Source organism: Leptotrichia sp. oral taxon 879 str. F0557 (assembly GCF_000469385.1).
Classification (GTDB): Bacteria; Fusobacteriota; Fusobacteriia; order Fusobacteriales; family Leptotrichiaceae; genus Leptotrichia; species Leptotrichia mesophila.
This window is the reverse complement of sequence record NZ_KI271291.1, coordinates 70,262-91,030: the sequence shown is the minus strand read 5'-3', so window position 1 is coordinate 91,030 and position 20,769 is coordinate 70,262. Positions and strand designations below refer to the sequence as shown.

General features: G+C 29.0%; 23 protein-coding genes. 8 read left to right on the top strand and 15 right to left on the bottom strand.

Annotated features, from left to right (window positions below; all coding sequences use genetic code 11):
• Nucleotides 1-402: 402 nt before the first annotated feature.
• The 15 genes from HMPREF1552_RS02185 to rpmH all read right to left on the bottom strand — a co-directional run bounded on the left by HMPREF1552_RS02185 (nucleotide 403) and on the right by rpmH (nucleotide 11,376).
• On the bottom strand, nucleotides 403-1,275 hold the full coding sequence (locus HMPREF1552_RS02185) for a hypothetical protein (RefSeq protein ID WP_021743410.1): 873 nt from the start codon (nucleotides 1,273-1,275) through the stop codon (nucleotides 403-405).
• A 9-nt stretch (nucleotides 1,276-1,284) separates the two neighbouring features.
• Nucleotides 1,285-1,767: a GNAT family N-acetyltransferase gene (locus tag HMPREF1552_RS02180; RefSeq protein WP_021743409.1), complete on the bottom strand. Its 483-nt coding sequence runs from the start codon at nucleotides 1,765-1,767 to the stop codon at nucleotides 1,285-1,287.
• A 30-nt stretch (nucleotides 1,768-1,797) separates the two neighbouring features.
• Nucleotides 1,798-2,817, bottom strand: a complete 1,020-nt coding sequence (gene pheS / locus HMPREF1552_RS02175) for a phenylalanine--tRNA ligase subunit alpha (RefSeq protein ID WP_039900980.1) — start codon at nucleotides 2,815-2,817, stop codon at nucleotides 1,798-1,800.
• Nucleotides 2,818-3,003: 186 nt separating this feature from the next.
• A complete protein-coding gene (locus HMPREF1552_RS02170; protein ID WP_021743407.1) occupies nucleotides 3,004-3,393 on the bottom strand; it encodes a hypothetical protein in 390 nt (129 codons plus the stop codon).
• Nucleotide 3,394: 1 nt separating this feature from the next.
• The gene (locus HMPREF1552_RS02165; protein WP_021743406.1) at nucleotides 3,395-4,231 is read right to left on the bottom strand and encodes a PTS system mannose/fructose/sorbose family transporter subunit IID; all 837 of its coding nucleotides are present in this window, start codon (nucleotides 4,229-4,231) and stop codon (nucleotides 3,395-3,397) included.
• Between the two features lie 12 nt (nucleotides 4,232-4,243).
• Nucleotides 4,244-5,053 (bottom strand): PTS mannose/fructose/sorbose transporter subunit IIC, encoded by an 810-nt coding sequence (locus tag HMPREF1552_RS02160; RefSeq protein WP_021743405.1) that lies wholly within the window; start codon nucleotides 5,051-5,053, stop codon nucleotides 4,244-4,246.
• Between the two features lie 54 nt (nucleotides 5,054-5,107).
• Complete coding sequence (locus HMPREF1552_RS02155; protein ID WP_021743404.1) at nucleotides 5,108-5,599, bottom strand: mannose/fructose/sorbose PTS transporter subunit IIB; 492 nt, start codon at nucleotides 5,597-5,599, stop codon at nucleotides 5,108-5,110.
• Between the two features lie 124 nt (nucleotides 5,600-5,723).
• Complete coding sequence (locus HMPREF1552_RS02150) at nucleotides 5,724-6,167, bottom strand: PTS sugar transporter subunit IIA (RefSeq protein ID WP_039900978.1); 444 nt, start codon at nucleotides 6,165-6,167, stop codon at nucleotides 5,724-5,726.
• A gap of 347 nt (nucleotides 6,168-6,514) precedes the next feature.
• The gene (locus HMPREF1552_RS02145) at nucleotides 6,515-6,967 is read right to left on the bottom strand and encodes a YfcE family phosphodiesterase (protein ID WP_039900977.1); all 453 of its coding nucleotides are present in this window, start codon (nucleotides 6,965-6,967) and stop codon (nucleotides 6,515-6,517) included.
• A 669-nt stretch (nucleotides 6,968-7,636) separates the two neighbouring features.
• Nucleotides 7,637-9,004, bottom strand: a complete 1,368-nt coding sequence (mnmE, locus tag HMPREF1552_RS02140; protein WP_021743401.1) for a tRNA uridine-5-carboxymethylaminomethyl(34) synthesis GTPase MnmE — start codon at nucleotides 9,002-9,004, stop codon at nucleotides 7,637-7,639.
• A 70-nt stretch (nucleotides 9,005-9,074) separates the two neighbouring features.
• Nucleotides 9,075-9,893: a R3H domain-containing nucleic acid-binding protein gene (locus HMPREF1552_RS02135; RefSeq protein WP_021743400.1), complete on the bottom strand. Its 819-nt coding sequence runs from the start codon at nucleotides 9,891-9,893 to the stop codon at nucleotides 9,075-9,077.
• Nucleotides 9,859-10,545 (bottom strand): YidC/Oxa1 family membrane protein insertase, encoded by a 687-nt coding sequence (locus HMPREF1552_RS02130; protein WP_021743399.1) that lies wholly within the window; start codon nucleotides 10,543-10,545, stop codon nucleotides 9,859-9,861. Before HMPREF1552_RS02130 ends, HMPREF1552_RS02135 begins: the two co-directional genes overlap by 35 nt.
• 20 nt (nucleotides 10,546-10,565) lie before the next feature.
• Complete coding sequence (yidD, locus tag HMPREF1552_RS02125; RefSeq protein ID WP_039900976.1) at nucleotides 10,566-10,775, bottom strand: membrane protein insertion efficiency factor YidD; 210 nt, start codon at nucleotides 10,773-10,775, stop codon at nucleotides 10,566-10,568.
• Nucleotides 10,775-11,101, bottom strand: coding sequence for a ribonuclease P protein component (gene rnpA, locus HMPREF1552_RS02120; RefSeq protein WP_021743397.1), 327 nt, complete (start codon nucleotides 11,099-11,101; stop codon nucleotides 10,775-10,777). Before rnpA ends, yidD begins: the two co-directional genes overlap by 1 nt.
• A gap of 137 nt (nucleotides 11,102-11,238) precedes the next feature.
• The gene (gene rpmH / locus HMPREF1552_RS02115) at nucleotides 11,239-11,376 is read right to left on the bottom strand and encodes a 50S ribosomal protein L34 (protein WP_006805377.1); all 138 of its coding nucleotides are present in this window, start codon (nucleotides 11,374-11,376) and stop codon (nucleotides 11,239-11,241) included.
• Nucleotides 11,377-12,054: 678 nt separating this feature from the next.
• Between rpmH and dnaA the strand changes: the two genes are divergently transcribed.
• From dnaA to HMPREF1552_RS02070, 8 genes are all read left to right on the top strand, one after another.
• Nucleotides 12,055-13,407 (top strand): chromosomal replication initiator protein DnaA, encoded by a 1,353-nt coding sequence (gene dnaA / locus HMPREF1552_RS02110; protein WP_021743395.1) that lies wholly within the window; start codon nucleotides 12,055-12,057, stop codon nucleotides 13,405-13,407.
• Between the two features lie 661 nt (nucleotides 13,408-14,068).
• Nucleotides 14,069-14,305, top strand: coding sequence for a S4 domain-containing protein YaaA (gene yaaA, locus HMPREF1552_RS02100; RefSeq protein ID WP_196808111.1), 237 nt, complete (start codon nucleotides 14,069-14,071; stop codon nucleotides 14,303-14,305).
• 72 nt (nucleotides 14,306-14,377) lie between these two features.
• Nucleotides 14,378-16,015 (top strand): AAA family ATPase, encoded by a 1,638-nt coding sequence (locus tag HMPREF1552_RS02095; RefSeq protein WP_021743392.1) that lies wholly within the window; start codon nucleotides 14,378-14,380, stop codon nucleotides 16,013-16,015.
• 28 nt (nucleotides 16,016-16,043) lie between these two features.
• Nucleotides 16,044-17,132 carry a DNA replication/repair protein RecF gene (locus HMPREF1552_RS02090; protein WP_039900974.1) on the top strand — a complete coding sequence of 363 codons (1,089 nt, stop codon included), beginning with the start codon at nucleotides 16,044-16,046 and terminating at the stop codon, nucleotides 17,130-17,132.
• A 14-nt stretch (nucleotides 17,133-17,146) separates the two neighbouring features.
• Nucleotides 17,147-18,190: a DciA family protein gene (locus HMPREF1552_RS02085; protein WP_021743390.1), complete on the top strand. Its 1,044-nt coding sequence runs from the start codon at nucleotides 17,147-17,149 to the stop codon at nucleotides 18,188-18,190.
• A gap of 124 nt (nucleotides 18,191-18,314) precedes the next feature.
• On the top strand, nucleotides 18,315-18,572 hold the full coding sequence (locus tag HMPREF1552_RS02080) for a hypothetical protein (protein WP_021743389.1): 258 nt from the start codon (nucleotides 18,315-18,317) through the stop codon (nucleotides 18,570-18,572).
• 79 nt (nucleotides 18,573-18,651) lie between these two features.
• Nucleotides 18,652-19,698 (top strand): lipopolysaccharide assembly protein LapB, encoded by a 1,047-nt coding sequence (locus tag HMPREF1552_RS02075; RefSeq protein ID WP_021743388.1) that lies wholly within the window; start codon nucleotides 18,652-18,654, stop codon nucleotides 19,696-19,698.
• An 18-nt stretch (nucleotides 19,699-19,716) separates the two neighbouring features.
• Entirely contained in the window at nucleotides 19,717-20,613 is an 897-nt protein-coding gene (locus HMPREF1552_RS02070) for a hypothetical protein (RefSeq protein WP_021743387.1), read from the top strand.
• Nucleotides 20,614-20,769: the final 156 nt, after the last annotated feature.

The window sequence follows — 20,769 nt, the reverse complement described above, 5'->3', positions numbered from 1 at the left end:
AATAAACCTTGATTACTACGAAAACGAAACTCGCCAACACTCACTTTCGAAAATGAAGATTAGAACAACTCTATAAAATATATTTGCTATAAGAGTTTTTGCGAAAGAAACACATAAATGTGTTTAATCGTTTTCATTCCAAAAAAATCACGACATTCTTAACTTAAATTTCAGTAGATAATTGAGTTAAATAAAATATTAAGCAAAATTTCGTTAAAGGAAAAAGAATTGTCTGATCTTTTGAAAAATATTTTAAATAAAATCTATTTATCAATATTAGAAAAACTTATATTCAAAAGCGAGTTTTCTTTTTCTTTTATAAGAAAGTTTTGCATAAAGCGGGGATGCAAGGGCATGGCGTTTGATGCCCTTGCGTTAAAAATAAATATGAAAAAAAAATTATTAATCTACAAATCTAAAATCAAAATTCAAAAAATATATTTTTATTATTTTTATAAATAATTCAGGTTTTTCTATATATTTCATATTTTTTGAAAAAACTACTTCTCCAGTTTTCTTCTCAATTTGTATATTTTTATTATTCTTATTTTCTAAAACTGTAATTTTTCCAATTTCTTTCCAAAAATAATTTTCTAAAAGTTTTCCATTTTGATATTCCACTCTAATTCCATCTTTGTTTAAAAAAATATTGTTATATATTTTTACTTTTTCTAAGTTTTTATCCATATTTAAACTAAAAATTTTGTCTTTCATTAAATTATTTTCTTCAATAATTCCGAATTTAAAGTCAAAATTATCCTTATTTTTCACATTTTCATGAAATTCATTCTTCAAAACAAATTCAACATAATTTTTTACAAACAATTTTGAAGCCACCCTGTTTAATTTCAAATTTATTGTAATTTTTTCTAAATGATTTTTTATTAAATTTTCTTTATTTTCCACTTCAATAACAAGAAATTCAACATTATCAGAACCATTTTTTAAATTTAAATAGAAATAATTTTTCACATCTTCAAAAAATATTTGTTTCTTTTTCAAGACATCTTCAAAGCCGTTTTCATAAAAAATATATTTCCCAACTGAACTTTCTTCCATTTTCAGCCATAAAAACTGAATTGGTGCAAGTGATACAATGAATATTCCAATCCAGAATAAAAACTCAAAATAACTTTTTCCCCAGTTTACAAGCGACGAAATTACAAGGAAAAATCCCAAAACAATGCAAATTGCCATAATAAATGTGCTTTTTATAATTAAAACTTGTGAAATTCCAGCTTTTCCAACTGTTTTTCCTAATATTTTTTCTTTCATTTTCAAAAATTATCTCTCTTTATCTTTTCTAAATTTTTCCATTCTTACAATTCCTTCATCATCTGCTTTATTTACTTCATTTTTGTAGCTATATCCCATTTTCTTATAAAATGGGACAGCAGTAATGGACGCAGGTATCTCAATTCTTTTGGCTCTTAAAAAATATTCATCTTTTTCCAATATTTCAATAATTTTTCGTCCTATTCCCTTTCCCTGATATTCAGGCGAGATAAAAATAGTAAATAAAGAACTTTCATCAATTTTATTCCAATATGGTGCAATTGCTCCACATCCAATAATATTACCCTTTTCTTCAGCAACATAAAAATGTGTCCACGAAGCTCTTTTAAGAACATTTTCAGGTTGGAAATTATTTACATAATTTTCTATTAAATCAGCAGAATAATCTTTTATATTTGTTTTTCGCAGTGTATCAATAATCAATTCAGATACTTTTTTAGCGTCTTTTTCTTCAAATCTGCGTATTTTCATGTTTTTTTTTTGAATTACACTAATTAAATCCTAAAATTGATTCAAAAACCTCTCATCATTTTCAAAAAATGCCCTCAAATCATCAATTCCATATTTAAGCATCGTGATTCTTTCAAGTCCTAGCCCGAATGCAAAACCTTGATATTTTTTCGGATCAATTCCAACACCTTCCAGAACTTTCGGATTTACCATTCCGCTTCCCAAAATTTCAAGCCATCCAGTTCCTTTACAAACTCTACATCCAGCTCCTTTACAAACTCCACATTCTACATCCATTTCAGCCGATGGTTCTGTGAATGGGAAAAAATGCGGACGAAATCTTACTCTTCTGTCTTCTCCAAATATTTTTTTCACGATATTTTCCAAAATCGCTTTAAAATTAGCAAAAGAAACGTCTTCTCCAACCATAAGTCCTTCCATCTGATGAAACATTGGCGTATGTGACACATCGTAATCTGGACGGTAAACTTTCCCAATCGAAATCATTCTAAATGGTGGTTTTCTGTCTTCCATATATCTAATTTGCATACCAGAAGTCTGTGTTCTTAATACAACATTTTCTTCTTCGATGTAAAATGTATCTGAAATTTCACGTGAAGGATGTGTTTTTGGAATGTTTAATGCATCAAAATTATATTTTACATATTCTACTTCTGGTCCATCCACAATGTCAAATCCCATTGTAGAAACAATGTCTTTTATTTCCATAACTGTCTTTGTAAGCGGATGAAGCGAACCCACGTTAGCCTTTCTTCCTGGCAAAGTCACATCTATAGTTTCATTTTTCAGTCTTTGCTGTTTTGCAATTTCCTTTAAGTCGGTATTTACTTCTTCAAATTTATTTTGCAGTACATTTTTTATTTCATTCGTAACTTTTCCAAATTCAGCCCGCTTTTCAGCTGCAATATCAGCCATTCCCTTCATAATAGCTGTAAATTCCCCTTTTTTTCCCAATATCTTAACTCTCAGGTCATTCAGCTCCTCAAGATTTTCCACTTCTTTAAGTTTTGCTAACACTTCTTCTTTCAAGTGTGCCAATTTGTCCAACATTTTTCCTCCTGTTTGCTTCACTTTTCTTTATTTTTACCATAAAAATTTATGTTTTTATTATATCACACTTTAAATATATTAAAAAGTTTAAATTTTCTATTTCTAATTCAAAAAAAGAATACCCACAATAAGGTATTCTCTTAAATATTTTGAATTATAACTTGTATTGCCAAAATAATTACAAAATTATTTCTTATATTTTTCAGCAAACTGCTGAAGTTCAGCTATTTCTCTTTTTGCTCTATCAGACAAAACTTTCACGTCGTTAATCATCTGTTTTGAACGTGCCATAATAAAATCCAGATATTCTGTATTTTTAGTTTTTAAGTACATTTCCTTGGCATAATACATATCCTTAAAATCATTTTTAGCCTGTTTTATTAATAGTTTTTGCCCAACCATAACAATTAATGCCGCTACTAAGGCTATTATTGTCCCGTATCCTTTAGTAAGCGGATATAAAATCATTCCAATAACCATAAGTGCTGTAACTAAAATAGAACTATTTTTTATATACCCTTCTTTTGGTGGAACTTTCACATATTTTTCCACTTTTTCAATCATTTTTTTAAACATATTATTTCAAAATTCCTAACCAGAATCCTACTATTCCTATTATAAAGAATCCAAAAATTATCCAAATAGGATTTACTTTTTTCTTTAACAAGTGCATACATCCAAATGTAAGTAATAATGGTAATAACCCAGGTAATAAATCATTTAATATACTTTGAACTGTAATTACAACTTCTTCTCCTGCCTGATTAGTATATTTAGATAGCACTAATGGAACGTTTATTGAAGTCCATTTTGAAACTAATGATCCCATTACGAAAAGTCCCAATATAGAAGCTCCTTGAGTTAATTTTTGAAGAACTCCACCTTCCATATCTCCAACGATTTCTGTCCCTTTTTCATATCCATATTTTAGTCCATACCATCTTGTTAAAAATCTCGCTATATTTATTCCCAAGAAAAACATTATTGGTCCTGCTAAATTTCCATTATTCATTGCAAGAGAAGCTCCAAGAGCCGCTAATACTATACGTATTGTACCCCAAAAAATAGGATCTCCTACTCCAGCAAGCGGTCCCATAAGTCCTACTTTTATCCCACTTATAGTTGCGTCGTCAATATCTACACCATTTGCCTTTTCTTGTTCCATTGCGGCTGTAACTCCCATTATAGTTGAACCTATCCATGGTTGAGTGTTAAAAAATTCCAAATGTCTTTTAAGAGCCGCTGCCTGATCTTCCTTTTTAGAATATAGTCTTTTTATTGCAGGAATCATTGTTACGCAGAATCCCATTGACTGCATTCTTTCAAAGTTGAAAGACCCTAGTAAAGTTGTAGATCTCCAGTACATGCTTTTCAAATCTTTATCAGTTAATTTTTTTTCTGTATTTTCTGCCATTTTTCCTACCTCCTATAGTCCTTCCAGTTCATCATCGGCTTCTTCTATAATACCAACATTTCCGTCGCCACTTGGTACAGCAACTTGATGATATTTAGGATTCAATTGAATATAAATTATTGCCACACACAATCCTATTATTCCTAATCCGACCAAATTAATATCTTTTACGAACGCCGCTACTACAAATCCCAGAAAGAAGAATGGCATCAATGCTTTTGCTTCCATCATATTTATCACCATCGCATACCCAACTACTACTATAAATCCTCCAGCAACTTGAAGTCCTCCTGTTATTTCTTTTGGAATTGAATTTAAAGCTTTTTCCACTATACTTGTTCCTGCAATCATACCAACTAACACAGCTGGAATTGCCACTCTTAATGCCTGTAAAGCCAGTCCTGCAAAGTGACACATCTCAATCCCTCTAAAATTAGCCTGTTCTGCATATTCATCTGCTTTATGCTGGAAGAATACTGTTATAGTTCTAACAAAAATCGTAAGGACTTGTCCTGCCGCTGCAATTGGTACTGCAATTGCAATTCCTTCTTGGATTGACCGTTTTCCTACAATTACCAGTATTGCTGAAATTACACTGGCTAATGCTGCATCTGGAGCCATTGCTGCTCCAACATTCATCCATCCAAGTGCCAGCATTTCAAGTGAACCACCTAACATAACCCCCGTTTTTATATCTCCCAATACAAATCCCACTAAAGTACATGCTACTAACGGACGATGAGTCTGTCTTTCATCAAGCACACTTCCCATACCAGTTATTGCTGCTACAAGTGCCAACAAAATTAACTGAACAATATTCATATTTTTGTCCTCCTAAAGATAGTTTTCATTTTAAATTATGTTTTTGTCAAGTTTTTAATCAAATGAGATAGAATCTAATTTTGTGTTAAGGTTTTCTGGTGAGGATGAAGCCAACTGTCTTAATTCAAGATCTACACCCATGCTATCCAGTTTCTTAAACGCTTCTAAATCGTCTTTATTAATCGCAACTGCTTTTGAAATTAATTTATCTCCTTCTTTATAAGTCATCCCACCAACATTTACTGTTTTAATGTCTACTCCACCTTCAATCAATCTTATCACATCAGCTGGATTTGTTACTAAAAGCAAAACTTTTGTTTTTTCATATTTAGGATTGTTATAAACTGCAATTGCTTTTTCAACTGGAATTACAAATGATTTTACTCCTTCTGGCGCCACTTGCAATAAAAGTGATTTTCTTATTTTATCTTCTGCCACATCATCATTTACAGCAAAAATTGCTTCAGGCTTTGTAGCTTTTACCCATGAAGTTGCTACCTGCCCATGTATTAATCTTGAATCTATTCTTGTTAAAACTAATTCCATAATTCTATTACGTTACTGAAAATTTTGTGAAAAAATTCATGTATAATATAAAAAATTTCTCAGTAACTCTCCTTTCGTTTATATTTTTGTATTTTCAGCTTTAAATTTTCTGCTATATTTTATTTTATAAATCCAGTTCATCTGAATCATCATCGTCATCAGCAACATCTGCGCTAAATAATTCACTAAAAATTTTAATTCCATTAATTCCTGAATTTTTTGCCACTTGAACTAATTTAGAAACATCACTGATTTCTTCCCTAGCATCTAAAACTTCCAATAACATTGGCACATTAACCCCTGTTATTACATCGGTATTTTTAGTTTCAGCAACAACTCTACAAGCTGCATTATAAGGACTTCCGCCAAACAAATCTACTAAAAATAATGTCCCTTCAGCATTGTATTTTGAAATAATATTATTATATTTTTCAATCAGATCTTCAGGACCTTCACCTGGTACAAATGTTACAAAGTCAAGCTGTTCGCTTTCACCTAAAACCATTTTCGTTAGATTAACAGTCTCTTCCGACATTTTTCCATGTGTCGCAACAATTAAATTAATCATCTCTGTCTCTCCCTTCAAATTATAAATTATTCCCTATGTTTTAAGTATACCCTATCATAGAATAATGTCAATATTATTTTAAAAAAAATGTTATAATCTCATTTGCCTTAGTTTTTTTTTAATTTAGTTAATTCTAAATCTATAAAAAATAAAAATTATTTTAAAGTATTGTAAAATGCGATATTTAAAACATCATAACAATATTTATACTATTTTTTAAAATATTTATTTTTAAATGATTTTAATAGAATTTTAGCAAATTGCATTAAATAAAAAAGACATAATTTTAATTTTACTCAATAATTATGTCTTCCTTATATTCCAACTACAGCCAGCGATGGCTCAAATTATTTTAATATTTTTTGTTCAAACTTTTTACCACCATAATAAATCATATATTTTTTATCCTGCAACGCTCCTGGATTTACAAATATTACTCCATTTTTTTCTACCATAAATTCTCTGTGTGTGTGTCCAAAAACACAAATTTCAGCTTTTTCTAGATGTACCTTCTTTTCCAGATCTTCAAGCGTAGTTTTTACATTAAATAGATGTCCGTGTGTTAATAATACCTTTTTCCCCATTAAATCAAATATTTTAGTTTCTCTAGATTCATAGTCATCCATATCAGTATTTCCTTTTACGATAGCAAAAAGTATATCTCTATAGACTAACGACATATCAATTGCGTCTGTACTATGATCTCCTGCAAAAATTACAATTTCTGGTTTCTCCAGATCCATTACTTGCTGAAAATAATCAAGCCTTTCGTGGCTGTCAGAACAAATCAATACCTTCATTAAATCTCCTCTCTCTATTCCTCTTTTATTTTCCATTTCAGAAAATATTTATTATGCTTAAATTTGTAAAATATCTATTTACAAAGCTTTTAAATAATCTTTCCCTATATAATTTTGTTTTTACTCCGTTGTAACTTCAAAAATTACATTTCAAATTTAATTTTAAAATTCAGATTATTATAACATATTTTTTAATTTAATACTAATTTTCTATGTCATATAAAAGAAAATAAAATTTAAAATAGAATAAGTATTATTTATTATAATCTAAAAAAATTTATAAATGTTATTATTTTTATTATAATTCTCTTTATTTTTATACATTTTTTTAATTTTAAAATAAAAATTTTTATATTATAATCTCCTATAATTTTTTATTTATAATATCTTTCTCTAAAAAATAAAAATATCTAAATTTTTATAATAATCTTAAATCATTAGTTATATAATTCTAAAAATGAAACTATTATAAAGAAAAAAATTCTTAAAAAAAATTAAATGTATCCAAATTACTCATTACATTAATAAAATTAATAGTACTGAGGTTTGAGCATAACTATTGTAAATCTTGGATTTAATTTTGACACTTTACTATTCTATTTTAAGCAGATTTTTTTTCAAATCTTAAAATAATCTTTGTAAAATATTCTAACTAAAAAATTTTTAATCCTATTTTCCAACACAAAAATTCCCAAATACATGATCTAAAATATCCTCAGACGATATTTCTCCTGTAATTTCTGAAAGTGAATCTAACGCTTCTTTCAAATCCACAGAAATCAAGTCCATAGGAAGTCCCATATCTATTGTTTCAAAAATATTTCTTATTGCGTCTTTTGTTTTCTCAAGTGCAGTTTTGTGACGAATATTTGTAATTATTAGTTTTTCTGATGAGTTTTCCACATCTTCTTCCACAATGTATGAATAGATTTTTTCTTGCATATCTTCAATTCCAATATTGTCTTTTGCAGAAATTTCAACAATATTTTCCAGGTTATACCCTTCAAGATTAATTTTTTTATTTAAATCAATCTTATTCAATAATACTATAACTTTCTTTTTATTTTCTTTTATCTGATTTATAACTTCTATATCCTCATTTTCCAGCTCTTTTGAAGCATCCAGTACAAGAAGTACCAAATCAGCCTTTTCAATAAACTGCTTAGACTTTTCTACACCAATATTTTCAACAATGTCATCAGTTTTTCTAATTCCTGCTGTATCCACTAGAACTAATGGAATTCCTTTTATATTGATTATTTCCTCAATAACATCTCTCGTAGTCCCAGCAATATGCGTTACAATGGCACGCTCCTCATGAAGCAAGGCATTTAGCAATGTAGATTTCCCAACATTTGGTTTTCCCACAATAACTGTCTTTATTCCCTCTTTTATTTTTTTCCCTGTGTCATATGAGTCAATTAACCGATTTGCTTCTTCATATACTTTTTCAAGATTATCTCTAAGTTCTACTGGCAACGGATCGTCAATTCCTTCTTCAGGATAATCCAGCACTACATTTACATGTGCTGTAATATCTAGCAAAGCCTTCTTAAATTCATTAACTTTATCACGCAAGTCCCCTCTTAACTGATCGAGCGACAGTGATACACTCTTTTCTGTTTTTCCCTGAATAATATCCATAACCGCCTCAGCCTGTGACAAGTCTATACGTCCATTCATAAATGCTCGCTTTGTAAATTCTCCACTTTCAGCATGTCTTGCCCCATTTTTTAGCACAAGTTCAAGCACTTTTTCTGAAACAAGCGTTCCGCCGTGGCAATTTATTTCCACAATATCTTCACAAGTATAGCTTTTTGGGGCTTTTAGCCGTACAGCCATTACTTCATCTACTATTTTTTCTCCATCCTTGATAAATCCATAATTTAATTTATAAAAACCCAAATCAGCATTTGGGTTTTTTTTAATAAATATTTTGTCCAGTATTTCAAATGATTTATCGCCGGATATTCTTATTATGGCAATCCCGCCTTCACCTTTTGGAGTGGAAATCGCCGCAATTGTATCAAACAACATTTTATCCCTCTATTTTCTAAAATCATTTTTCAATTTTATTTTTTTTACCTATAATTTTAAACACAATAGTTTAATTTTTTTCATCTAATTTTCTAATCACTAAATATCTTTTTGGCTCTTCCCCAACACTCTCAGTTTTTAGCCCTTCCATAAATGAAATTTCTTCATGAATAATTTTACGTTCACGTGCAGCCATTGGGTTCAGCTTTACAGCATTTCCAGTTGCTAAAACTGCCTTACCTTTTTTTCTGGCCAAATCTCTTAATGATTTTTCACGTTTTTCTTTATAATTATTAGAATCTATAGAAATTTTCAGATTTTTAAATTTTTTAGTTGTACTGATTAAATATTCTAAGTTATTTAAGGCACTCCCTTTTTCACCAATTAAAAATCTCATATCTTTTCCATCAAGAATAACTAGATATTTACCATTATTTTCTTTTTTTACATTTATAATCTTTATATCTAATTTTGCATTTACTATAAATTCCTTGAAAAATCCTCTGATTTTATCTATATTTGTATCATCCTGACTATTTTGAATAACTTTTTCTTCATTTTCAGGGCTTTCATTTCTATAGTTTTTTCTAATGTTATTTTTTTTAGAATCATAATTATTTGGATTTCTTACATCTTTTTTTTCTTTTTTGAAAATTTTCTCTTCATTTTGTATTCTTGGTTTTTCTGTTTTTACATCACTCGATTTCAAATCCGATTTTTTAACAATTTCGATTTCATATTCACCTTTTATATTGATAAACAATATTTTTTTAGGATGTTTCAAAACTTTTACCTGATAAGTTTCATCTTCTTTTAAAGTCAATGAACGGCTTACCATATTTTTAAGTTCTTCCTCATTTTGTGCCTTTAATACTATCTTTTCCATCATCACTTCTTCCTTTCAAAATGAAATACTGCTGAACTAATGACAAAGCTCCCGAAACTAAGTAATACAAGGTTACCCCTGACGGCATATTATAAAATATGAACAGCATCATAAGAGGCATCATATAAAGCATTGTCTGCATCTGCTGATTGCTTTCCTGTCCACTAGTTGCGCTCGTCATTATTTTCTGCTGAATATACGTCACTCCTACATTTAAGATTGGTAATAAATTAAATGCAAATTTTCCTATCATAAATAATCTGTCAGGTTGTTTTAATGTAAACCATAAGAATTTTGCGTCTGCTGGAATTGCATTTCCGCTAAAAGCCCAATATAACGCTACAAATATTGGCATCTGAATTAATAGTGGCAGACATCCTCCTAGGGGATTTACTCCACTTTCTCTATAAAGTTCTGCTGTTTTTTGCTGGTATTCTTTTGGATCATCTTTATATTTTTCTTTTATTTTTTCAAGTTCAGGCTGTAGTTCCCTCATTTTTTTCATTGACTTTTCCTGTTTTAATGTTAATGGAAATACAATTATTCTCATTAAAATTGTAACAATTATTATTGCTATACCGTAATTTCCCACAACACCATATATCGCATTTAAAACATGTACGACAAAATCAACAAGTGCCTGTATTTTAAACATATATTATTTCCTCCACTTTTTTATTTTAAGGGATCATAGCCACCTTTGTGAAAAGGATGACATTTTAGTAATCTTTTTATTGTCAGATAACTACCTTTTAATGCTCCATATTTTGTAATTGCCTGTCGTGAATATTCTGAGCAAGTTGGATAAAATCTGCATCTTCTTCCAAAATATGGTGAAATGCCCTTTTGATAAAATTTTAACAAATATAGCAATATTTTTTTCATCATTTTACCACCTTGATAATATCCTTTTCGATATCCCCATACTTTAAATTTTTTAAATTATCTTTCAAAATAGATTTGCCTACGAATACATAATCAGTATTTTTTCTAAATTTATCCTTATGTATTTTTACAAATTCTTTAAAAATTCTTTTGATTCTATTTCGTTGAACTGCATTTCCAGTTTTTTTGCTGGCTACAAAGCCAAATCGCTGGTCGTTATTCTTATTTTCACTTATAAAAATAATAGCATACTTTGTATGCATCTTTTTTGATTTGTTATATATTAATGAAAAATCTTTTGTTTTCTTAATTTTATTAATAGACATATTTCTCTTCTTTGATTTAAAATAAGTGAGAGCTTATAAATTTACGTCTAAAAAAATTTAGAGCGTTTTTCTTTTAAAAAGCTCTCTAGTTTAGATATTAATGCTTTTAAAAACCCAGTGTTGAATTTAACACCGGGTTATGCTGATAATTTAGCTCTTCCTTTAGCTCTTCTTCTTTTTAAAACATTTCTTCCGCTTTTATTTTGCATTCTTTTTCTAAATCCATGATCTTTTTTTCTTTTTCTTTTATTTGGTTGATATGTTCTTTTAGTCATCCTTTTTCCTTTCTATTATATTTTAAAAAAATTATTGTCTTTTATAGACATTATATACAATATTCAAAAAAAAGTCAAGTTTAATGCTTTGTGTCATAAAGTATGATAAAACTCTCTTAATATCTAACTGTAAAGCTAATAAAAAAAACTACTTGTAAATTTTATACTAAAATTTAGCTTATTAAAAGATTTTTAGAGTTTTTGTTAATTATTTTTATCCACACTCCTATAATATTTAATATTATATATATTATTAAATATATTATTATTATGCACTGTGGAAATGTGGAAACATATATAAATAGACCGGTTGCAAGAGAATATCCTGTGGAAAAAAAATTTGATTTTTGTGGAGAAATATTATCAACAAAGTTTCGCACATGATTGTCAACAGCTTATGTGGGAAAATGAAAACTATGTGTATAATATGTGGGAATGCAATAGAAATCACTATATATAATTATTGTGGAAAAAATTGTACAAAAGTTATAAAGCATTGTAAATACTGAAAAAATTAATATTTCTTCTTGTGGAAAAACATGTGGAAAACTTTTGTGGAAAATCTTGATTATTTATTTTATATATGTTATAGTTAAGGCAAATAGAAAGGCTGGAATTATTGTGAAATTTAAAATTTTTATTTATAGGAATACTGTTAAAAAAGGAGAGAAAAAATAAATGGATGTTGTGAAATTGTGGGAAAAAATTAAGAAAATTATGAAAAAAAGAGTTAATGAAGGGGAATTTGAGCTGTTTTTTGAAAATGTGGAGGCAACTAAACTTGAAGAGAGTGTCTTTATTCTTACTTGTAATTCGAAGCTAATAAAGGAAAATATGGAAAAATATAAAAGCCAGATGGAAGAAATTATAGAAATTGTGACTGATGAAGAAGTTACGATAAACTTTGAGATAAAAAAACAGGATGTGATGTCATATAAGCCTGAAACTCACAGTTTTCCAAAAGAAACAATGGAAAAAGCTTCACTTGTTCACACAGGACTAAATCCAAAGCACAGGCTTGATAATTTTGTTGTTGGGGAAAACAGTAAGCTTGCATATAATGCCTGTCTTGCAGTTGTAAAAAATCCAACGGTTTATAACCCTCTTTTTATTTTTGGAAGTTCAGGGCTTGGAAAAACCCATCTTATGCAGGCTGTAGGAAATGCAATTTTAGAAAATGACCCAAGTAAGCGTGTTTATTACTCTACTTCTGAAGAATTTGCAAATGAATTTTTTAAAGTTTTGAACAGTGGACGAATTCAGCATTTTCGTGATACATTCCGTGCTTTAGATGTACTTCTTCTAGATGATATACAATTTTTTGAAAAGGTGTTTGGACGTGGAGAAGGGACTGTGGAAGAAGAATTTTTCCACACATTTAACAAGTTGCAGGAACTTGGAAAACAGATAATAATGATAAGTGACAAGTCGCCAAAGGAAATAAAAAATCTGTCAAAACGTCTAGAATCAAGATTTTTGTCAGGCCTAACTGTGGAAATCCAAAGTCCAGGATATGAGACTCGTATGATGATTCTAAAAAACATGGCAAAGGCACAGGGAATCGAAATAGACGACAGCATTTTAGAATATATTTCAGATTCTCTTGATACAAACGTAAGAGAACTGGAAGGAACGCTTACAAACTTAAATGCCCGTGCAAAACTTCTAGATGAACAGATAACGTTAGAACTTGTGCAGGAAATGCTTATGCATAACGTAAAACGAGAACAGTCTAAAGTAACAGCAAAAAAAGTAATAGAAATGATTTCTGCACAGTATGGTGTCAGTGTAACTGATATGAAATCTAAAAAACGTCAGAAAAAAATAGTTGAAACAAGACAAATTGCAATGTATCTGTTAAAGAATAATGATGAATTGGATTTAAGCCTGACAGCAATTGGTGGACTTTTTGGCGGAAAAGATCACAGCACGGTTATAAGCAGTATTAGAAAAATTGATAAGAAAACGAAGGAAGATGTTACGTTCAAAAAAGAAATTGAAGCTTTAAACAAGAAGATTTTCAGAGTTTAAAAAAATTGTGGAAAATGTGGAAAGAATGTTGAAAATTTTGTGGGGAAAAAATGATAATATTTTAAAAATTATCCACAGTTGAAAAAGTTTTCTACACAGATTATTTTTATAAAAAAAATTTAGTAAAAAAATTAAATTATATTTAATAAAATAAATTGTAAAATTATAATGTGTAAAAACAAAAATTAATTTCCACTATATGTTGAAAATTTATACACAAAAATTGTTGAAAAAATTAATCAAAAATATTGTATTAAAACAAGTTTTGTGGGAAAATAAAATTTTATTGTGTAAAACTAAAATTTAGATATCCACAATAATAAACAAAATTTTCCACATTTGTGGATAAACCAAAAATGATTAATTTTAAATTAAAGAAAAGTTGTAATAAAATAATAAAAATAAAAAGATATAAATTTTCTCCATATATGAAAAAATCAATTTCACAATTTGAGAAGGAAAAAAATTCACAAAGGAATTCTTTAAAAATAAGAATATATCATAACTGTGGAAAATGTGTGGAAATATTTGTGGGAAAAGTTTTCAACGTAGAAATCGAATTTTCCACAATAAAATTAAACATTAATTTGATTAATGATTGAGTGTAATATTAGTTCAAATTTACTAAAAAAATATGAATATAAATTATGGAGGGAAATTAATGAAAAATATAGATAATGAAATTGAAGAAGTTGTTATAAATACTGAGTTTATAAAATTGGATCAGCTTTTGAAGTGGGCAAATTTTACAGGTTCTGGAGTGGAAGCGAAAATGTTTATTTTGAATGGTGAAGTAAAGGTAAATAACGCTGTGGAAACTAGACGTGGGAAAAAAATTTATGATGGGGATATTGTGGAGTTTGCTGGAGAAAAAGTTATTGTAAGGACAAAGCATTAAATAGTTTGCTGATTTACTAAAAAGACAAATAGTTGTGAAAGCAGGCTGTGGAGAATTTAAGGGGAGATTTTTATGAAAAAAGGTATAGGAATTGGAGTAGAAGATTTTAGTGAAGTAATAAAAGAGAATTGCTATTATATTGACAAGACAAAATGGATAGGAGAAATTTTAGAGGATAAATCAAAAATAAAGTTATTCACACGTCCAAGAAGATTTGGGAAAACGCTTAATATGTCGATGTTAAAATATTTTTTTAATGTTGAAAATAAAGAAGAAAATAGAAAGTTATTTAATGGACTTGATATTGAAAAATCTGAATATATATCTGAACAGGGACAGTATCCAGTAATTTTTATTTCACTGAAAAGCATAAAGGCAAAAACTTGGGAGGAAGCAATACAGGAAATTAGACTGCTGATTTTAGAATTGTTTTCTGAGTACAAGTATCTTTTAGAGGATTTGGATGAGTATGACTTGCCTAGATTTAAGAAGTATTTACTGGGCAATGCAGATTTTTCTGAGTTAAAAAATGCCTTGCTGTTTTTAACTAGAATATTATTTCAGAAGTATAAAAAAGAAGTTATCTTATTAATTGATGAATACGACAGTCCTTTGCTTTCTGCTTATGAACATCATTATTATAGCGATGCCATCGCATTTTTTAAAGTATTTTACGGAGAAGCACTGAAAACTAACCAGTATTTAAAAATGGGAGTTATGACTGGGATTATAAGGGTTATTAAGGCTGGAATATTTTCTGACTTGAACAATCTAAATGTTTATTCTATTTTAGAAAATGAATATTCCGATTTTTTTGGTTTTAATCAAGATGAAGTTGAAGAAACTCTTGAATATTTTGATGTAAAGTATGAACTTTTTGATGTTAAGGCTTGGTATGACGGTTACAAATTTGGTGATTCTGATGTGTATAACCCTTGGAGTATTTTAAAATTTTTAAAATCTAAAAAAATTGGTTCTCACTGGATTGATACTTCTGGGAATTTCTTGATAAATCAGATTTTGAAAAATACAGATTCTGAAATTATGGAAACTTTGGAAGCTCTTTTTAATGGAGAAACTGTTGAAGAAAATATCAGTGGTAATTCCGATTTATCCAGTTTATTGGGGCAAGAGGAAATTTGGGAACTTCTTTTATTTAGCGGATATTTAACTATTGATGAAAAAATTGGGGAAGACTATGAGGATGTGTATTCTTTGAGACTGCCTAATAGGGAGGTAAGGGAGTTTTTTAGGAAGAAATTTATTGATGTAAATTTTGGGGAAAGCATGTTTAGAAAGGCTATGGAAGGTCTTAAAAACCTTAAATTTAATATTTTTCAAAAATATTTACAGAATATTTTATTAAAATCAACAAGTTTTATGGATACTAAAAATGAGGACTTTTATCATGGATTAGTATTAGGAATGATGTTTTATCTGGATAACCATTATTATGTAAAATCTAACGAAGAAAGTGGTCTTGGAAGGTATGATGTTGTAATTGAGCCAAAGAATAAGAACAATAGAGGGTTTATTCTGGAGTTTAAAGTTGTTAAAAATGAAGATAATCTGGAGAAAGTCTCGGAAGAGGCGATAGAGCAGATAATGGAGAAGAAGTATGATGTTGGGTTAAAAGATAGAGGTGTTAAGGATGTTACTTTTGTTGGGGTTGCTTTTTGTAGAAAAGTGGTAAAAGTCAGTTACAGATAGTTATAGTATGAAAGGGAAAGAAATAGCGATGTATTTGGATCAGATTAGTTTTAATAACTTTCGTTGTCTTGCGGATGGGAAGTTGAAGTTTGACAGGTATTTTAATTTAATATATGGGAAGAATGGACAGGGGAAGACATCGCTTATTGAGGCTGTTCATTTTTTAGCTACTGGGAAAAGCTTTAGGACTAAGAAAGTGAAAGAGATTCGCAAGTATAATTTCAACAGGCTGATTGTATTTGGGAAATATAAAAATAAAGATTTATCCGAAAATGCTATTGCTATTGATGTTAATGAGGATAAGAAAGATTTTTATATTGATAGGGAAAAAGATAAATATATAAACTATGTAGGATTACTTAACATTATTTCATTTATTCCTGAGGATATTGAACTGATTATTGGGAATCCTGGTGTTAGGAGAAACTTTTTTAATTACGAGATTTCGCAGGCAAAAAAAGAGTATTTACAGTCGATTGTGAATTTTGAGAAAATATTGAAGGTGCGGAACAAGCTTATAAAGGAAAAAAAGACTGGCGAGGAAATTTATAAGATTTACAACGAAAAATTTATAGAGGAAGGGCTAAATATTGTTTTAAATCGGCAGGAATTTATAAAAAAAATATCAATTTTGTTAAACTTGAATTATCGTAAATTATTTGATGAAAATTCAGAATTAAAATTGAAATACGACTGTTTTCTTGGGGATGTGGAAAAGAAGACTAGAGAAGAGCTGAAGGAAAAATTTGAAGTGCTATGTAAAAGGAAAAGTGAAAGGGAAAAATTTCTTGGATACAGCCTGCTCGGACCTCAAAAAGATGATTTTATCTTTGAGCTGAATGGAAAAAATGCAAAGGCGTATTCTTCGCAAGGAGAGAAAAAATCTATAATATTCTCGCTAAAAATTTCAGAAATTGATATTTTAATAAAGGAAAAAAAGGAATATCCGATATTTCTGATGGACGACATTGCTTCATATTTTGATGAAGTGAGAAAAAAAAGTATTTTAAGTTATTTTGTAAATAAAAAAATCCAATGTTTTATAACTTCGACAGAGGATTTGGGAATAGAGGGGAAAAAATTTATTGTGGAAAAGGGGAAGATTATTAATGAGTAAAAAGGGGTTGAAAAATGGAAGGAATTAAGGATTTAAAGAATTTGGCACTGGAAGCAATTGAAAAAAGAAGTTCGCTTTTGAAAAATGAAAAATATATTTTGTGGAAAATCAAGAAAAATTGGAAGCAGATTGTGAGTGGGCCAATTGGTGAGAAAACTTATCCAAAAAGTCTATTTAATGGGAATCTTGTTGTGGTTATCAATGATGGTGTTATTTACCATACGACGATAATGTATGCGGAAAAGATAAAGGAAAAAGTAAACACATTTTTGAATGGGAAATTTTTGGAAAGTATTGAATTTTCGAAGATAAATTACAAAATAAAGCGAGATTTGCTGGATGAACTTATTGAAAATGAGGAAAATAGAGGGACGATTCGGGTTGGGGAAATCCCTAGAGGAAATGTTAGGGAAAGAAATAGGAATATTGATTCTGAAAATAAAATTACGGAAAAAGTAAGAGATATTGTGCTTTTGCCTGAAGAAGTTGAGGAAATTCATGAGAATATTGATAAAATTGATAAAAAGTATGAAGATATTGCTAGAAGGCTGGAAAAAATTGCAATAAAACTCAAAAAAAGAGAAAAATACCTAAAGAATAATGGATATATTGAGTGTAAAAACTGTAAAATTTTATTTTTGCAGGAAAATAGCGAGAAAATGTGCTTTGAGTGTAGAATGAATGAGAAAAATCGAAAATTTCAGAAAATGGCTGATTTAATAAGAAATAAACCGTATATTTCCGAAAAACAGGCAGTCCGAATGACAAATACTGACAAATCTACATATTACAAGGCAAGAGACATCTTGGCACAGCAGACTTACAATGATATGCTTTATTACTGCCTTGAAAAAAACAGGGAAATTTCTTTAAATGAAGATTATGAGTTTGAAATTCGGAGTGAGTCGAGGGAAGATGTGGAAAAATTTATAAAAAATTATGTGGACTATAAAATTGGGAGTGACAATGAGGAAGTTTTTAAGATTGAGAGAAAGTGGGCTTTGAGAAGATTAAGAAAGGATATGAAATTTAGGCTTGAGAATAACAGGAGATATTGATTTTATACTATTTTTTATTTTGTTAAAAAATTACAATTATTTATCAAAATATGTTAAAATAATATAACTCGGATAAAAATAGTATTATTAAAAAAAACGGAACTTTAAAATTTTAGATATTTTTGTGACAAGTGAGGTAAGTGCAAATACATATATTAACAAATTTGAAAAACCAAAATCTAGTTTTGAAAATAATCAGTCAAATGCAAAACATATCTGGCATATTGTGCATAGTGCGACTCCTAAGGAATATGCTGAGATTGTAAGGCTTTCTCGACAAAGAAATGCAGGATGGCTTATGATAACGGATGACATTATGCCAAATCCGTATGATAAGAAGCCGTCTAAATTTATAGAAATGGTAAATATGATTAATAATTAATTTTGATATTATTTGATTTTACGATTGTTTAGTTTTTATAAGTTGATTTTAAAAAAGTTAAAATATAGATGGAGAAAAGATGTATATAGAAGAGTTATTGAAGGAAGCGGATAAATCAATGGAAAATTACAAGTTCGACGATGCGCTTGTATATTTAAAGTCAGTGCTTGAAATTGATGAAAATAATTATTCGGCACTGATGGCACTTTCCAAACTTTATTCAGACTTTGGAATGTTTGAACAGGCGAAGGAATATGCGGAAAAACTGCAACAAAAGTATCCTGATAGCAGGGATACGCTTTTTACGTTGGGATTTGTCTATCAGTCGCTTGGACGATTGAAAAAGGCGATTTCGCTTTATAAAAAATTTCTGGAAACAGAAAAAAATTATTTTGTGTATCTGAATATGGGAATGTCCTACGCTTTATTAAAGTATTATAGAAAGGCGATAGAAAATATTGATAAGGCCATAGAAATGGAGCCTGAAAGTTCAGAAGCATACGTGGAAAAAGGTGATTGCCTTACAATGATGGGCAGATACGACGAAGCAATTTCTGAATACAAAAAACTTTTAAATGCAAAATTTAACGAAGTCGAAGAATTTTCCCTCTATGCACGAATGGGCGATACAATGGCGTACTCAAATAATATAAAAGGAGTTGTAAAATATTATAATATCGCTATAAATTGTGAAAATGTGGAAGATTATATATTTGAAGATTATTTTGAGATATTGTTTAGAGCGGAGGAGTTTGAGGAAATAAAACTTCTGCTTTTAAATTATGAAAATGCGACGAATGAGAATAAAGGGCTTTCGAGAATAAAAATGCTAAATTTGCAGGGAAGATTTTTTGTGAAAACGGAAGATTATGAAAATGCACAGAAGGTTTGTAATAAGATGATTATTTTAGAACCTGAAAATTCTCGTCATTATATGAATTTAGTATACGTGCTGGAATTGCAGAATAAATATGATGAAGCACTTGAGTATGTTGACAAGATGGATAAATTGGTAGAAGACAAAGAGTTTTTGAAGGAATTGAAAAAAAGATTAAAGAAAAATAAGAGAAAATTTGAAAGGAAAAATGAGAAAAGGCTTGAAAAAAATAAAAGCGAAAAAATTTAGAAATTATGAGGATTTTAAATGGAAGAAAAAAATTATGAAGTTAACAAAAAATATGATGAGAAAATATTGATAAATGTACTGAAAAATTTTGATAAAAGCGGAGAATATGTTGTAGAGCCAGGAAGAAATGAAATAAAAAGATTTGAAATAGATATTAAAAATAATTTGGAAAAACAAAATAATAAGAGTGAAAACCTTGAAACCAAAAAGATGATAAATATAAAAAAATTTAAACAAAAAGATTTTATTACAAATTTTTTCTACAGGTTTAAAGGCTCAAAAGCAAAGCGTTCTTATGAATATGCAAAAAAATTGCTGGAATGTAAAATAAAAACTCCAGAACCAATTGCATATTTTGATGATTTTGTAAACGAAAATAATAAAAAAAACAGTTATTATATAAGCGAGGAATTAAAATATGATTTTACCTGCCGGGAAGTTTTCTGGCCTGAGGATATTGAGCGGGACAAGGCTGAGCAGGGAGAAAACTACAAGATAAGCGAAGAAACCGAAAGAATGCTTGCAAAAGTAGAAAAAAATCGTGAAAAAATCATAAGGCAATTTGCAAAATTTTCTTTTGATTTACATGAAAGCGGTGTCGAATTTGAAGACTATTCACCAGGAAATGTGCTGATTAAGGACAAAAGTGGAAATTACGAGTTTTATCTGGTTGACTTAAATAGAATGAAATTTGGAGTGAAACTGAATCTGGATAAAAGAATGAAAAATGTTTCAAGAATGATGGAAGATGAAAAAATAGCTAGAATTTTTGCAAACGAATATGCGAAGTACTGCAAACAGAGGGAAGAGCTGGTTTTTAGATATTTGAGGTATTATATTAGAAAACACAAAAGTTATGTGTATTTTAAGGATATTACTCGTCCAGTAAGGAATGTTTTTAAAAAGAAGAAGTGAATTTGTTTAATAATTTTAAAATTTATCTAAAATATCTCTTTTGAAAATTTTTTATGAGTTAATTTTTATTAATTTAATAATGACTAATAATAGTTTTTTATTCTTTTTTATTTATTTTTTTGTAACGTAAGGGCATCAGACGCCATGCCCTTACAA